Genomic DNA, 15,613 nt, shown 5'->3' with positions numbered 1-15,613 from the left:
AGAGCCCGGCGCGTTCAGCATATTTCCAAGCGAGTTCCCTTCATGAAGAGCCAACCCGATGCCGCCAGCCGTATGGCGGCCGAGGTAGTGACGCAGTTGCCTGTGCCCTCGCGGCTCGGCATGCTGCGTTTCGAGCGCTTGAATGAAGCCAGTTGGGCCATGCTGTTTCTCGATCCCAACTGCGAACGCCAGTTCGGTCAGCCGGCGGTCGAGCTTTGCGCACTGGTCGGCTCACCCTACGCCAGCCTGATGGAACCGGAAGCGCGTTATCAGCTGCACGACGCGATCCAGCAACAGCTAACCGTCAGCCCGCATTACCTGGTGCGTTACACCCTGCACACGGCTGCCGGTGCACTGAACATCCTTGAGCTGGGCGAAGCTTACAAACAACACAATCGTCATCTGCTGCGCGGCTATCTGCTGGCGGTCGATCACGTCTTCGACGAAGTGCCGCTGCCGCCCTCCGTCGATCTCGAAACGCAGAATTCGCGCCTGCAAATCGCCCTTGAACTCAACCAACGGGCGCAGCAGGAACAACTGCAGCACCTGGAACGCGTACGTGCCCAACAGGACTTGATTCTGCTGCTCGCACGCCAGCGCTACAGCACGCACAACTCGCTGCAGGAAGCCGCCGAACTGATCACCCGCTGCGCCTGCGATATCTACGAAATCGACTGCGCCAGCCTGTGGAACCTCGAAGGCCAGCATCTGGTGCCGATCTCGGCGTACCACCGCGCGACCCAGGAATACATCCTCCCGGACGTGATCGACATCAGCAGCTTCCCCGATTACATGGATGCCCTGCATGGCAGTCGCGCCATTGATGCACACAACGCGATGCGCGACCCGCGCACCCGTGAGATGGCCGAAGCCCTGCGCCCGCGCGACGTCAACGCCATGCTTGATGCGAGCATTCGCGTCGATGGCCAGGTGGTCGGCGTGCTGTGCCTGGAGCAGACCGGCGTCACCCGCGCCTGGCAGTCCGACGAAATCGCCTTTGCCGGCGAACTGGCCGACCAGTTCGCGCAAGTCATCAACAACCACAACCGCCGCACCGCCACCAGCGCCCTGCACCTGTTCCAGCGTGCGGTCGAGCAAAGCGCCAACGCCTTCTTGCTGGTCAACTGCGACGGTGTGGTCGAGTACGTCAACCCGAGTTTCACCGCGATCACCCAGTACACCACCGAGGAAGTCCACGGCCAGCGCCTGTCCGAGCTGCCGGCACTGGAGAACCTCAGCGAACTGCTGTTCGACGCGCCCTCGGCGCTGGCCAAGAGCAACAGTTGGCAGGGCGAATTCAAGAGCCGCCGGAAAAACCTCGAACCGTACTGGGGCCAGTTGTCGATCTCCAAGGTCTACGGCGACAACCGCGAGCTGACGCACTACATCGGCATCTACGAAGACATCACCCAGACCAAGCTCGCGCAACAGCGCATCGAGCGCCTGGCGTACACCGACAACCTGACCAACCTCGGTAACCGACCTGCGTTTATTCGCAATCTGGACGAACGGTTCGCCCGCGATAGCGATACGCCGATCAGCCTGCTGCTGGTGGACATCGACAACTTCAAGCGAATCAACGATAGCCTCGGCCACCAGACGGGCGACAAGCTGCTGATCAGTCTGGCCCGGCGTCTGCGCAACAGCCTGAGTCCGAGCGGCAGCCTCGCGCGGTTCGCCAGTAACGAGTTTGCCGTGCTGCTCGACGACACCGACCTGGCGACCGGTCAGCAGATCGCCAACCAATTGCTGGCGACGCTCGACAAGCCGATGTTCGTCGACAACCAGTTGATCAGCGTCACCGGTTCGGTCGGCCTGGCGTGCGCGCCGCTACACGGTCGCGATCCGCAAACCCTGATGCGCAACGCGGGTCTGGCGCTGCACAAGGCCAAAGCAAACGGCAAACATCAGGTGCAAGTGTTCACTGAAGCACTGAACGCCGAGGCCAGTTACAAACTGTTCGTCGAGAACAACCTGCGCCGCGCCCTGACACAGAACGAGCTGGACGTGTTCTACCAGCCCAAGCTGTGCCTGCGCAGCGGACGTCTGCTGGGTATGGAAGCGCTGCTGCGCTGGAACCACCCGGAACGCGGCATGATTCGCCCGGACCAGTTCATCAGCGTCGCCGAAGAGACTGGCCTGATCATTCCGATCGGCAAGTGGATTGCGCGCCAGGCCTGCCGCATGAGCAAGGCACTGACCGCCGCCGGCATGGGTAATCTGCAAGTGGCGATCAACCTGTCGCCCAAGCAGTTCTCCGATCCGGATCTGGTCGCCTCCATCGCCAACATCCTCAAGGAAGAAGCGCTGCCGGCCTATCTGCTCGAACTGGAACTGACCGAAGGCCTGCTGCTGGAAGCCACCGAAGACACGCACTTGCAGCTCGACCAGCTCAAGCGCCTGGGCCTGACGCTGGCCATGGACGACTTCGGCACCGGTTATTCGTCGCTGAGCTATTTGAAGAAATTTCCGATCGACATCATCAAGATCGATCGCAGCTTCATCCATGAGATCCCCGACAATCAGGACGACATGGAAATCACCTCGGCGGTGATCGCCATGGCGCACAACCTGAAACTCAAGGTCGTGGCCGAAGGGATCGAGACCGCCGAGCAACTGGCGTTCCTGCGCCGCCACCGTTGCGACGTCGGCCAGGGCTACCTGTTTGACCGGCCAATCCCCGGCGGCGAACTGATCCAGGCACTCAAACGCTACCCGCGCGGCCCGCTCTGCCTCTGATCCCTCTCGTAATAACACTATTGCCCCTGTAGGAGCTGCCGAAGGCTGCGATCTTTTGATCCTGATTTTTAAAAACAAGATCAAAAGATCGCAGCCTGCGGCAGCTCCTACATTGGGTAGTGATTAACTCGGCATCATTCGGCACACTGGCGGTCTGACTTTTTACATTCAACCTGACTGAGAGGAACGATCATGGTTCTGCGCTCGGAAATTCTGGTGAACAAAAACGTGCTCCCGACTAAAGAACAAGCTCTGCCCGGCCGCGAAACCGCGATGACCCTGCCTGAAAAGCACTTCGTCTTCGAAGAAACCCCGCTGCTTGGCCCGTTTTTCCAGGACGTCGATTTTGCGATCTTCGGTCTGGGCTGCTTCTGGGGCGCCGAGCGCCGCTTCTGGCAGCGTGAAGGCGTGGTCAGCACGGTCGTCGGTTATGCCGGCGGTTTTACGCCGAACCCGACTTACGAAGAAGTCTGCTCGGGCCTGACCGGTCACGCTGAAGTCGTGCTGGTGGTGTATGACAAGGCCAAAGTCAGCTACGAAGAGCTGTTGGCGATGTTCTGGGAATTGCACAATCCGACACAGGGCATGCGTCAGGGCAACGACATCGGCACGCAGTACCGCTCGGTGATCTACGCGACCTCGCCTGAGCATCTGGATGTGGCGCTGAAGAGCAAAGCGGTGTATCAGGCCGAACTGTCGAAGGCCGGTCTGGGCGAGATCAGCACCGAGATCGAACAGGCGCCAACCGTGTACTTCGCCGAGGCGTATCACCAGCAGTATCTGGCGAAGAACCCTGAAGGGTATTGCGGGATTGGCGGCACCGGCGTGTGCATGCCAGCGAGCCTGGCGGGTAACTGACCCGGTCGGATCGTTCCCACGCTCCGCGTGGGAATGCCTCAAGGGACGCTCTGCGTCCGCTGTTGGGACGCGGAGCATCCCGGGCTGCATTCCCACGCGGAGCGTGGGAACGATCGCTCAGTGATCAGCTCTCGGCGATCAGCCAATCCATCTGCCAGCCACCCTGGGTCTGCCCAAGCTTCTTGGACAACCACGGCAGCAGCTCACGCAATTCCTCTTCCAGCCCCCACGGCGGATTGGCAATCGCCATGCCCGAGCCATTCAGGCTGTTCGGCGTATCCAGCGGGTGCACCAGCAGCTCCACGCGCAGCAACTTCGGTGCACCGGTACCGGCCAGATCCTGATAGAACCGACGCAACGCACGCTGATCCTTCACCGGATACCAGATCGCCGCCACGGTTTGACGCATCCGGCCAATCGCCTCTTTCAACGACGCCGCGCAACGCTGCATTTCATCGAGCTGCTCGAACGGCGGATCAATCAACATCACCGCGCGCTTCTCCTGCACCGGCAGCATCGCCCGAGCAACATGCCAGCCCTCGCCGAGGTGAACTTTGACCCGACGATCACCGGCCATGTTGTCCTTGAGCAGCACGCCGTCTTCCGGGTGCTTCTCATTGAGCATCACCCGATCCTGCGGGCGGGTCAGGCGCCGCGCCAGTTCCGGCGAACCCGGGTAATAGCGCAACTGCCCATCCGGGTTCATCTCGCGCAGCACCTTCATGTAGTCGGCGGTCAGCGCCGGCAGATCCGGCTGATCCCACAAGCGCGCGATGCCTTCCAGGTACTCGCCGGTGCGATTGGCCTGATCGCCCTGCAAATCATACAGACCGATGCCGGCGTGCGTGTCGAGATAGGCAAACGGCTGCTCCTTGCGCGACATCAGGGCGATGAGGCGGGTCAAGGTCAAGTGTTTGAACACATCGGCGTGATTGCCGGCATGGAAGGCGTGACGATAATTCATGGCTGCTCCTGCGAAGGGCGCGAAGTTTACCTTTTACCGGGCGGCAAGTCAGGGGTTGGCGGCTGAGCGGACAAAAGCCTTTCCCTCACCCTAGCCCTCTCCCGGAGGGAGAGGGGACTGACGGTGGTGATCTCGCGGCTCATGTCGACCTGAAAGATCAGCGTGATCTCAGGCTTGGCCAAGCGAAGCTCACCGCTGAAGTCGCAGGTCGGCGAACATCACCCAGACAACTCGGTCAGTCCCCCCAAAAAAACACCACCATCCAGGCTTGGCCAAGCGAAGCTCACCGCTGAAGTCGCAGGTCGGCGAACATCACCCAGACAACTCGGTCAGCCCCCCGAAAGAACACCACCATCCAGGCTTGGCCAAGCGAAATTCACCACCGAAGTCGCAGGTCGGCGTACATCACCCAGACAACTCGGTCAGTTCCCCCGAAAGAACACCACCATCCAGGCTTGGCCAAGCGAAGTTCACCACTGAAGTCGCAAGTCGGCGAACATCACCCAGACAACTCGGTCAGTCCCCCCGGAAGAACACCACCATCCAGACTTGGCCAAGCGAAGTTCACTACTGAAGTCGCAAGTCGGCGAACATCACCCAGACAACTCGGTCAGTCCCCCCGAAAGAACACCACCATCCAGGCTTGGCCAAGCGAATTTCACCACCGCAGTCGCAGGTCGGCGTACATCACCCAGACAACTCGGTCAGTCCCCTCTCCCTCTGGGAGAGGGTTAGGGTGAGGGGCTTTGCTTTTAGGGCGTTAAACTGGCTAACCATGAACGACAGGAAGTCAAAAACTCATGCGATATCCGATCATCTGTTTACTCAGCCTTCTTAGCCCATACCTCGCCCTTGCCGACGAAACACAAATTGAACAGGCACGCCAGACACTAAAAAACTATGGCCTGAGCCAGTGCATTCTGAAGCCATTCAACGAAAGCTCCGCGCTGGAAAAAGACATAACACTGTCCGCCAATGCCTATTCGTTCATGGGCAAAGGCATGCATTCCATCCTGCAAAATGAAGACACGCTGCAGGTGCTGCACGATCCCTATGAAGAAACCCGACACTACGTATTAGCGGCTTACGAACAGACACCTTCGAACAGCAAATACTCGAATGAAAAAGTAGTGTTCCTTGGGTGCCTGCAGGTCTACAACTCAGAGGCATTCAACAGTTTTATCAAAACTCAGGATGCTTACATTTCCGACTGACGTATTGATATCTATCAACGTCAAAAGATCGCAGCCTGCGGCAGCTCCTACAGGGCAACCGTTAATCCCGTGTAGGGGCTGCCGCAGGCTGCGATCTTTTGATCTTTTTCAGGCGGGCATGCTGCGCAGGCGTCTGCCGATGACATCGAGCACATCACAGCCGTCGCGCAACGGAATCACGCAGAGCCGGGCGAAGTCGCTGAGGATGACGGAGTCGCATTCGACCGAGCCGCGCATGCACATGTTTTCCAGCACCTGGATCACAGCGCGCAGGCGGTGGTTGGCGGCGTCCATGAGAATGTCGAGGGGCACGTGGGTGTCGATGAACAGGGTGGGCATGTCGCTGCAATTGCCGGTCAGGGCCATGAAGCGGTTGTCGGGATGGGGAGTGATTTTTTCGTAGGGTGGAGCCGGTTTAAACGTTGTCATATTTTGCACCTCAACTGATTAAATGAGGCTACCAATGACCTTCCTACAGGTTTGGGTGGCAGCCGTACGCGAGAGTAGGAAACTGAGGAACCAGCCAAAAACTCAGCTACGCCGAAGCGTTCCCGCGCACAGCCGCCGCGAAAGATGTTACGGACACACGTTAGGTGCCGCAATCAGACAACAGGGCTGGTGCACGGTAAATTCCAAGGGTTCCTACACCCTGTCACCGCTCTCGCAATGACAACGAAAAGACTATCCCTGCAACCCACCGCCCACCAGTTCATGAAAACCGCCGCAACTCGAAGGAATCGTCCGAGACCTTCGCCCCGAAAACTCACTCTGACTCTGCCAGCAAAAACGCCAATAACGCCGATTGCGACGATTCTTCCGACATTGAAACCTGAAAAAACCGCCTGACCTTGCAACGCAAAACCGCCTTCGGAAAGGCCTCGAAGACTGCCGGATATTCCTCGCCCAACCACTGCAACACATTAGCCGTGTGGACGTCATTGCCCTGCTGAGTCAGCAGCGATGCCGGCACCTGCCACCACGGAAATATCCGCCCCGACACCTGCGCCCTGCCGCCGATGTTCAGCGCCTGCCCATTGATCAAACAACGCCCGATCAGCGGAAACAATTGCGCCGCATCCACCTCACTGGCCTGCAGGATCGGCAACAGAAACCGTCCGTCCCAAAAACGAAAAAACACCGCTTTGCCACCCGGCATCAGCACTTGGGTCAGGCTGCGAAAGTGCGCCACCACCTCCTCAAGGCTTGCCGACGACACCGCGAGCCAACCCCAATCCTGCGACTCGGTGGTGGCGACCCAATGCAGAAACTCACTGTCGGCGGCGACAATTCCCACGTAAGGCATCACTGCGTCCCACTCGGCATAGATCGTCTCGGCCCAGACCGGACTCGCCATGTCTGGCCAGGCCTCAAGCGGCTTCGCCTCGCTGGCATTGCTGAACACCGCGAACAATTGCTCGGACGCTTTCAACGGCTCCCGCGCCAACCAATCGGCAGGCAAAAGCAAATCAGGCTGCACAGAGACCGTCCTTGCAGCGCTCACACTCTTCGCAGAATGGCGCATCACCTTTAAAACTCATGATTTGTGCCGCAGTGAGCATGGCTGCTGGCGCGGCGGCCAATTTCGCCGGTAACCCCGGCGCCACAGGGGTGGCACTCATCGCCGCCATCGGTGCGCCGCCCACGACAATCGGCACGCTGCTGAAAATGCCGCCGGGACCGATGTTGATCCACTGCCCGCCGGCCTGAATCGTCGCACTCGCGCCACCGTCGATCACCACTTGCTGACCGGCGCTGACGTGGAACTGCTGACTGGCACTGGTCACCTGATTGGCCACCTTGATGTGTCGGCTGCCGGTGACGCTCAGATGGTCGTCCTGTTTCACTTCGGTCTGGCGCTGGCCGTGGGTGATGTGTTGCTCATCAGCCTTCAGTTCATGCCGGGCAGTCCCGGTGACGACGATGCTGCGCTGGTTGTCGACCTGCACCTGTTGATCATTCAACACATGCTGCGTCCAGTTGCGCTGGGCACGCAGGTAGATTTCCTCGGCGCCTTTGCGATCCTCGATGCGCAGTTCGTTGTAGCCGCCACCGCCGGGGCTGCTCTGGCTGCGGAAAATGCTGCGGGTCTTTTCTGCTGGCAGATCCAGCGGCACCGGCGTCGCGGCATTGGGCAAGCAGCCCACGACCAAAGGTTTGTCGGCGTCGGCATCGATGAAACCGACCAGCACTTCCATGCCCACGCGCGGAATCAGCACACTGCCGTAACGGTCGTGGGCCCAGAGAGAGGCAACGCGCAGCCAGCAACTGGAATGCTCATTCAATTCACCGTCGCGATCCCAGGCCAGTTGCACCTTGACCCGGCCGTACTCGTCGCAGTGGATTTCGCTGTCCTGCGGCCCGGTGACAACCGCCGGTTGATAGCCGAGCATGCGCGGCTTTTCCGGTCCCAGGGCTGGCCGAAAGAACACATCCCACGGCGTGGCGAGAAAGGTATTACGGTAACCCTGGAATCCTTCCCCATCGCTGGTCACCGATTCTTCCAGCACTTGCGGCTGACGGCCGTGGTGTTCAACAGACGTCAACAGCCACAGATCATTCCAGTCGTGGCGCGGATGCTCGGTCAGTTGCAGGAAATGTCCGCAAACCAGTGCGGATTCGTCGCTGACGCCCTCGGCCTGACGGTAATCGGCGACATGTCGCTCAAGTGCCCGCTGGGCGAGATGCTTGCCGGTTTCACGATCATTGAATTGGCCGGGGAAGTGATAGTCCTCCAGCACCGGGCGCTGCTCGCCGTCGATACGACTTTGCAGTTGCAGGCGTGGTTTTTCAAAGTTGTAGTCGCGCCGGGTAACCACGCTGGTGCGGGTTTCCACGCGAACGTTGAAACGCTTGACCGCCGGGGCTCCGGCAGACATGCCACTGCCCGGCAGGTAAAGGGTCGGCGTGGCCAGTTTTGGAAACACCGTCTGGTCATCACCGAACACCAGTACGTGCGCGTCGGGGCTGTGTTGAAAGTGGTAATGAATACCGACTTCGGCACACAGCCGCTGAATGAACGCCAAGTCGCTTTCGGCGTACTGCACGCAATACTCACGAACCGGGTATTCGCTGCCTAACCGAAACGCGAAAGCATCACGAAGGATCGCGTGATCCTTAAGCACCTGCGCAACAATTTGCGGCACGCTCTGATGCTGGAAAATCCGCTGATTGATGCGCTGTCCCAGATACGTCAAACGTGGGACAAGGCTTAAGTGATAACGCGTCAGACGTTTCCCGGAGTCGCCCTGCCCGACCTGATAAATCTGACCGTGAATACCGGAACCCTGAGCATCAAAACTCAGAAACGCCTGACAGTGCAGCAGGCTTTCGAGGTCCAGATCCGGTCGCTCACTGACCAGTTCCAGCTCGAAACGAAAGGGTTGGCTGATGGCTTCCTTGCCCGTGAACTCAAGGACTTTGAGGTCATGTTGGGCGCCTTCGAGGGTCAACGTGAAACGCGGTTGATTGGCAGGCGCGAACATCCAATGTCTCTCTGCAGTGTGAGGGCGGGCGATTCTGCATGAGGGGCAAGGGGTGATGAATGGGTGACGAGAAAATCAGATTTGCCCTACTTTCATTGACGAAAAACCCTGCAAAAAGCAGCGCCTTCAACTACAGACAAATCCCCCAAACCCAGCACCGAACCCTGTGGGAGCGAGCCTGCTCGCGAAGACGGAGTGTCAGTCGACATCAACATTGCCTGACACACCGCATTCGCGAGCAGGCTCGCTCCCACATTGGATCTCCACAGGATTCGAGAAATCATGGGCACAAAAAAAAGGCCCGTCTCCTGTAGGAAACGGGCCGTTTTCGGGTGAGCCTCAGCTCAGAACAATCACTTGTTCAGGTGGAAATCTTTTTCCGCCGCTTCGAAGCGCTGCACCATGCCTCTGGTCGGCTCGCCCATCTTGCTGACGATGTAGATGGCAATGCTGGCGAAGATGAAGCCCGGGATGATTTCATACAGACCCATCACTTCCCAGTGCTTCCAGGCCACAACAGTGATCGCGCCGACCAGAATACCGGCCAGTGCGCCGTCGCGGGTCATGCCTTTCCAGACCACCGAGATCAGCACAACCGGACCGAACGCAGCACCGAAACCGGCCCAGGCGTAAGACACCAGGCCCAGTACGCGGTTTTCCGGGTTGGCAGCCAGCGCGATAGCGATCAGGGCAACCAGCAGCACCATGGCGCGGCCGACCCAGACCAGCTCGGTCTGCGAAGCGGATTTACGCAGGAAGGTTTTGTAGAAGTCTTCGGTCAGGGCGCTCGAGCAGACCAGCAACTGGCAGCTCAAAGTACTCATCACAGCGGCCAGAATGGCCGACAGCAGCACGCCAGCAATCCATGGATTGAAGAGGATCTTGGCCAGCTCGATGAACACACGCTCGTGGTTCTCGGTCACGGGACCGGCAACTTCCGGGTGCGCCGAGAAGTAGGCGATACCGAAGAAGCCTACGGCCACGGTGCCGCCCAGGCACAGGATCATCCAGGTCATGGAAATGCGACGCGCCTTGGCGATCGACTTCACCGAATCCGCCGCCATGAAACGCGCGAGGATGTGCGGCTGACCGAAGTAACCGAGACCCCAGCCCATCAGCGAGATAATGCCGATGAAAGTGGTGCCTTTGAGCATGTCGAAGTTACTTGGATCTTGCGCTTCGATGGCCAGGAACGTGGTATCGACGCCGCCGGTGGCCAGCAGCACGATGATCGGCGTGAGGATCAATGCAAAGATCATCAGCGTGGCCTGGACGGTGTCAGTCCAGCTCACCGCGAGGAAACCGCCAACAAACGTGTAGGCAATCGTCGCCGCAGCGCCGGCCCACAGCGCCGTCTCGTAGGACATGCCGAAGGTGCTTTCGAACAGACGGGCACCAGCCACGATGCCGGAGGCGCAATAAATGGTGAAGAACACCAGGATCACGATCGCCGAAATGATGCGCAGCAGGCCGCTTTTATCTTCAAAGCGGCTGGAGAAGTAGTCCGGCAGGGTCAGGGCATCACCGTTGTGCTCGGTCTGCACGCGCAGACGGCCGGCGACGAACAGCCAGTTCAGGTAGGCGCCGACGATCAGGCCGATGGCGATCCAGCTTTCGGACAGACCGGACATGTAGATGGCGCCCGGCAGGCCCATCAACAACCAGCCGCTCATGTCGGAAGCACCGGCAGACAGCGCGGTGACGACACTGCCCAGGCTGCGGCCGCCAAGAATATAGTCAGAAAGGTTATTGGTGGAGCGATAGGCCATGAAGCCGATCAGCACCATTGCTGCGATGTAGATCACGAACGTGATCAGTGTTGGATTGCTTACGCTCATTAAGTTACGCCCTGGCTTTGTTTTTATGTAGCAGCGGTGATGAACCACGCGCAAACGGTGACGTTTGGCAGACGATTCGGGATCCCGCGCATTTAGGACTGATGTTTCCCCAGGAAAGCCACCAGCCGATACACCGGATTACTCCGGTTGCACCTTGGGCGCGAATGCTATGCAACAAAGCAAAAAAGGTGCAACCAGTTTCGCGAGAATTAGTTGCACCCAGTCGGATATTCCGAGAAACAGGCGGTTTTTGCTCCCTTTTAGCGCAGTCAGAGCGCGTTGCTAGAAGCAAAAGCACCAAGCAAGTGCGGCACTTGCGTACCAGAAAATAATTCCTGACGAAGCGTTTATTTTTCCGACAAAAAAAGGGTTGCACCCGGTTGCACCTCTTCCGGCGCACGGCTAATCTTGCGGCCAGCTGATGCCACGCAACTGTGGCAACCATGAGGATAAAAATATGGCTACCACCACCCTTGGGGTCAAACTCGATGACCCGACCCGCGAGCGCCTGAAGGCGGCCGCGACCTCGATTGATCGCACACCACACTGGCTGATCAAGCAGGCAATTTTCAATTACCTGGAAAAACTCGAGGGTGGTGCAACCCTGACCGAGCTGAACGGTTTGACCGCCAAGGACGCCGATGAGGCGGGCGAGGTGCATACCGATCACGCCCACCAATGCTTCCTCGAATTCGCCGAAAGCATCCTCCCGCAATCTGTACTGCGCGCCTCGATCACCGCCGCTTATCGTCGCCCTGAGCCGGAAGTGGTGCCGATGCTGATCGAGCAGGCTCGCCTGCCGGTCGCCATGGCTGAAGCCACCAACAAGCTTGCTGCCTCGATCGCGGAAAAACTGCGTAACCAGAAAAGTGCCGGCGGTCGTGCAGGCATTGTTCAGGGCCTGCTGCAGGAATTTTCCCTGTCGTCCCAGGAAGGCGTGGCGCTGATGTGCCTGGCCGAAGCGCTGCTGCGTATCCCGGACAAGGGCACTCGCGATGCACTGATCCGCGACAAGATCAGCACCGGCAACTGGCACCCACACTTGGGCAACAGCCCGTCGCTGTTCGTCAACGCCGCGACCTGGGGCCTGTTGCTGACCGGCAAATTGGTCTCGACGCACAACGAAGCTGGCCTGACTTCTTCGCTGAGCCGCATCATTGGCAAGAGCGGCGAGCCGATGATCCGCAAGGGCGTCGACATGGCCATGCGCCTGATGGGCGAACAGTTCGTCACCGGCGAAACCATCGCCGAAGCGCTGGCCAACGCGAGCAAGTTCGAAGCCAAGGGCTTCCGCTATTCCTACGACATGCTCGGTGAAGCGGCACTGACCGAGCACGACGCACAGAAGTACCTGGCGTCGTACGAACAAGCCATCCACTCGATCGGCAAAGCCTCCCACGGCCGTGGGATTTACGAAGGCCCGGGCATCTCCATCAAACTGTCCGCACTGCACCCGCGTTACAGCCGTGCGCAGTACGAGCGCGTGATGGACGAGCTGTACCCGCGCCTGCTGTCGCTGACCTTGCTGGCCAAGCAATACGACATCGGCCTGAACATCGATGCCGAAGAAGCCGACCGTCTTGAACTGTCGCTGGATCTGTTGGAGCGCCTGTGCTTCGAGCCGCAACTGACCGGCTGGAACGGCATCGGTTTCGTTATCCAGGCTTACCAGAAGCGTTGCCCGTACGTGATCGACTACGTGATCGATCTGGCCCGTCGCAGCCGTCATCGCCTGATGATCCGTCTGGTGAAAGGCGCGTATTGGGACAGCGAAATCAAACGCGCCCAGGTCGAAGGCCTGGAAGGCTATCCGGTGTACACCCGCAAGGTGTACACCGACGTTTCCTACATCGCTTGCGCACGCAAACTGCTGTCGGTGCCGGAAGCCATCTACCCGCAGTTCGCCACGCACAACGCCCACACGCTGTCGGCCATTTACCACATCGCCGGTCAGAACTATTACCCGGGCCAGTACGAGTTCCAGTGCCTGCACGGCATGGGCGAACCGCTCTACGAACAAGTTGTAGGCAAAGTTTCCGAAGGCAAGCTGAACCGTCCGTGCCGCGTGTACGCACCGGTTGGCACTCACGAAACCCTGCTGGCGTACCTCGTACGTCGCCTGCTGGAAAACGGCGCGAACACTTCGTTCGTCAACCGCATCGCCGACCAGTCGATTTCAATTCAGGAACTGGTGGCCGATCCGGTGGCGCAGATCGAGCAGATGGCGACCGTGGAAGGTGGTTTCGGCCTGCCGCACCCGCGCATTCCGCTGCCGCGCGACCTGTACGGCGCCGAGCGCGCCAACTCCGCCGGCATCGACATGGCCAACGAACATCGTCTGGCCTCGCTGTCCTGCGCGTTGCTCGCCACCGCCCACACCGACTGGAAAGCCGCGCCGATGCTCGGTTGCGCGTCCAGCACCGAAACTCCGGCGCCAGTGCTGAACCCGGCAGATCACCGTGATGTGGTCGGCCACGTTCAAGAAGCTACGGTTGAAGACGTCGACAACGCCATTCAATGCGCGCTGAACGCTGCACCGATCTGGCAGGCCACTCCGCCGGCCGAACGAGCGGCGATTCTGGAACGTGCCGCTGACTTGATGGAAGGCGAGATCCAGCCGCTGATGGGCCTGTTGGCTCGCGAGGCCGGCAAGACCTACGCCAACGCCATCGCCGAAGTCCGCGAAGCCGTCGACTTCCTGCGTTATTACGCGGTGCAGGCACGCAACGATTTCAGCAATGACGCCCATCGCCCACTGGGCCCAGTGGTGTGCATCAGCCCGTGGAACTTCCCGCTGGCAATCTTCAGCGGTCAAGTCGCTGCCGCATTGGCTGCCGGTAACCCGGTATTGGCCAAACCAGCGGAGCAAACGCCGCTGGTGGCGGCTCAAGCCGTGCGCTTGCTGCTCGAAGCCGGCATCCCGGAAGGCGTGCTGCAACTGCTGCCGGGTCGCGGTGAAACCGTCGGCGCCGGTCTGGTCGGTGATGAGCGCGTCAAAGGCGTGATGTTCACCGGTTCCACCGAAGTCGCGCGCCTGTTGCAACGCAACATCGCTGGCCGTCTCGACAGCCAGGGCCGTCCTATTCCGCTGATCGCCGAAACCGGTGGCCAGAACGCAATGATCGTCGACTCCTCGGCACTGACCGAACAAGTGGTGATCGACGTGGTGTCCTCGGCCTTCGACAGCGCTGGTCAGCGTTGCTCGGCGCTGCGGGTCCTGTGCTTGCAGGAAGATTCTGCAGACCGTGTCATCGAAATGCTCAAAGGTGCTATGGCGGAAAGCCGTCTCGGCAACCCGGAGCGCCTGTCCGTGGACATCGGCCCGGTAATCGACGCCGAAGCCAAGGCTGGCATCGACAAGCACATCCAGGGCATGCGCGACAAAGGTCGTAATGTGTACCAGGTAGCGATTGCCGACACCGAAGAAGTCAAACGCGGCACTTTCGTCATGCCGACCCTGATCGAACTGGAAAGCTTCGACGAACTGCAACGCGAGATCTTCGGCCCGGTGCTGCACGTGGTGCGCTACAAGCGCAAAGAGATCGATCAACTGATCGGCCAGATCAACGCTTCCGGTTATGGCCTGACGCTGGGCGTGCACACGCGCATCGACGAGACCATCGCCAAGGTGATCGACAACGTCAACGCCGGTAACGTCTACGTCAACCGCAACATCGTTGGTGCTGTGGTCGGCGTGCAGCCGTTCGGCGGCGAAGGCCTGTCGGGTACGGGTCCGAAGGCTGGTGGTCCGCTCTATCTGTACCGCTTGCTGGCGACGCGTCCTACCGACGCCATCGAACAATCCTTCGCTCGCGGTGACGCCGTTGTCGCCCCGGACGTTCGTTTGCGCGACGCCATGAGCAAACCGCTGAACGCCCTGAAAGCCTGGGCTGAAAGCAACAAATACGCCGACCTGAGCACCCTGTGCGTGCAGTACGCGGCGCAATCGCAGAGCGGTATCACCCGCGTACTGGCTGGCCCGACCGGTGAGAAGAACAGCTACGCGATTCTGCCGCGCGAGCACGTACTGTGCCTGGCGGAGGTTGAAGGTGATCTGTTGACGCAACTGGCAGCAGTGCTGGCGGTAGGTGGTTCGGCGGTATGGCCGGAGTCCGACTTCAGCAAGGCCTTGTTCGCACGCCTGCCGAAGGAAGTTCAGGCGCGGATCAAGCTGGTTGCCGACTGGAACAAGGATGACGTGGTTTTCGATGCGGTTCTGCATCACGGTCATTCCGACCAGTTGCGCGGCGTTTGCCAGCAAATTGCCAAGCGTGCTGGCGCGATTGTCGGGGTTCAGGGCTTGTCCCAGGGCGAGACCAACATTGCCCTGGAACGCCTGGTGATCGAGCGCGCGTTGAGCGTTAACACCGCAGCGGCGGGTGGTAATGCCAGCCTGATGACCATCGGCTAACTCCCCTCGTGATTGATCGTTCCCACGCTCCGCGTGGGAACGATCAATAAAAGCTGTAACTCCAGGCGACCGCAACGGTCGCCGGGAATGAAATTCCCTGCAAAAGA

9 protein-coding genes and 1 pseudogene are annotated in these 15,613 nt (G+C 59.7%); 5 read left to right on the top strand and 5 right to left on the bottom strand.

Going from position 1 to position 15,613, the window contains the following annotated elements; genetic code table 11:
• Window positions 1–42 precede the first annotated feature (42 nt).
• Window positions 43–2,739, top strand: coding sequence for a GGDEF and EAL domain-containing protein (locus P3G59_RS02390; protein ID WP_277760311.1), 2,697 nt, complete (start codon window positions 43–45; stop codon window positions 2,737–2,739).
• A 192-nt stretch (window positions 2,740–2,931) separates the two neighbouring features.
• A complete protein-coding gene (gene msrA, locus P3G59_RS02385; RefSeq protein ID WP_277760310.1) occupies window positions 2,932–3,597 on the top strand; it encodes a peptide-methionine (S)-S-oxide reductase MsrA in 666 nt (221 codons plus the stop codon).
• Between the two features lie 124 nt (window positions 3,598–3,721).
• Here the strand turns inward: msrA and rlmJ are convergent, their stop codons facing one another.
• Window positions 3,722–4,561, bottom strand: coding sequence for a 23S rRNA (adenine(2030)-N(6))-methyltransferase RlmJ (gene rlmJ / locus P3G59_RS02380; protein ID WP_277760309.1), 840 nt, complete (start codon window positions 4,559–4,561; stop codon window positions 3,722–3,724).
• Window positions 4,562–5,361: 800 nt separating this feature from the next.
• Between rlmJ and P3G59_RS02375 the strand changes: the two genes are divergently transcribed.
• Window positions 5,362–5,775 carry a hypothetical protein gene (locus P3G59_RS02375; protein ID WP_277760308.1) on the top strand — a complete coding sequence of 138 codons (414 nt, stop codon included), beginning with the start codon at window positions 5,362–5,364 and terminating at the stop codon, window positions 5,773–5,775.
• A gap of 108 nt (window positions 5,776–5,883) precedes the next feature.
• Here the strand turns inward: P3G59_RS02375 and P3G59_RS02370 are convergent, their stop codons facing one another.
• The 3 genes from P3G59_RS02370 to P3G59_RS02360 all read right to left on the bottom strand — a co-directional run bounded on the left by P3G59_RS02370 (window position 5,884) and on the right by P3G59_RS02360 (window position 9,257).
• Window positions 5,884–6,204: a hypothetical protein gene (locus tag P3G59_RS02370; protein WP_277760307.1), complete on the bottom strand. Its 321-nt coding sequence runs from the start codon at window positions 6,202–6,204 to the stop codon at window positions 5,884–5,886.
• Window positions 6,205–6,538: 334 nt separating this feature from the next.
• Entirely contained in the window at window positions 6,539–7,252 is a 714-nt protein-coding gene (locus P3G59_RS02365) for a DUF4123 domain-containing protein (RefSeq protein WP_277760306.1), read from the bottom strand.
• A complete protein-coding gene (locus P3G59_RS02360) occupies window positions 7,242–9,257 on the bottom strand; it encodes a type VI secretion system tip protein VgrG (protein ID WP_277760305.1) in 2,016 nt (671 codons plus the stop codon). Before P3G59_RS02360 ends, P3G59_RS02365 begins: the two co-directional genes overlap by 11 nt.
• Window positions 9,258–9,423: 166 nt before the next feature.
• Between P3G59_RS02360 and P3G59_RS02355 the strand changes: the two are divergent.
• Window positions 9,424–9,510, top strand: a pseudogene (locus P3G59_RS02355) (metal ABC transporter ATP-binding protein); the annotation flags it as partial.
• A gap of 100 nt (window positions 9,511–9,610) precedes the next feature.
• Here the strand turns inward: P3G59_RS02355 and putP are convergent.
• On the bottom strand, window positions 9,611–11,095 hold the full coding sequence (putP, locus tag P3G59_RS02350) for a sodium/proline symporter PutP (protein ID WP_277760304.1): 1,485 nt from the start codon (window positions 11,093–11,095) through the stop codon (window positions 9,611–9,613).
• Window positions 11,096–11,552: 457 nt separating this feature from the next.
• Between putP and putA the strand changes: the two genes are divergently transcribed.
• The gene (gene putA, locus P3G59_RS02345; RefSeq protein ID WP_277760303.1) at window positions 11,553–15,506 is read left to right on the top strand and encodes a trifunctional transcriptional regulator/proline dehydrogenase/L-glutamate gamma-semialdehyde dehydrogenase; all 3,954 of its coding nucleotides are present in this window, start codon (window positions 11,553–11,555) and stop codon (window positions 15,504–15,506) included.
• The last annotated feature ends 107 nt before the right edge of the window (window positions 15,507–15,613 follow it).

Source organism: Pseudomonas sp. A34-9 (genome assembly GCF_029543085.1).
GTDB lineage: Bacteria > Pseudomonadota > Gammaproteobacteria > Pseudomonadales > Pseudomonadaceae > Aquipseudomonas.
Note: the sequence above shows the minus strand (reverse complement) of the source record. Positions and strands in the feature narration are given on the sequence as shown.

Bases quoted from the DNA above. Each gene is read 5' to 3' on its own strand.
- putP (WP_277760304.1), bottom strand. From the start codon at position 11,095: ATGAGCGTAAGCAATCCAACACTGATCACGTTCGTGATCTACATCGCA.
- putA (WP_277760303.1), top strand. From the start codon at position 11,553: ATGGCTACCACCACCCTTGGGGTCAAACTCGATGACCCGACCCGCGAG.
- msrA (WP_277760310.1), top strand. From the start codon at position 2,932: ATGGTTCTGCGCTCGGAAATTCTGGTGAACAAAAACGTGCTCCCGACT.
- P3G59_RS02360 (WP_277760305.1), bottom strand. From the start codon at position 9,257: ATGTTCGCGCCTGCCAATCAACCGCGTTTCACGTTGACCCTCGAAGGC.
- P3G59_RS02370 (WP_277760307.1), bottom strand. From the start codon at position 6,204: ATGACAACGTTTAAACCGGCTCCACCCTACGAAAAAATCACTCCCCAT.
- P3G59_RS02390 (WP_277760311.1), top strand. From the start codon at position 43: ATGAAGAGCCAACCCGATGCCGCCAGCCGTATGGCGGCCGAGGTAGTG.
- P3G59_RS02375 (WP_277760308.1), top strand. From the start codon at position 5,362: ATGCGATATCCGATCATCTGTTTACTCAGCCTTCTTAGCCCATACCTC.
- rlmJ (WP_277760309.1), bottom strand. From the start codon at position 4,561: ATGAATTATCGTCACGCCTTCCATGCCGGCAATCACGCCGATGTGTTC.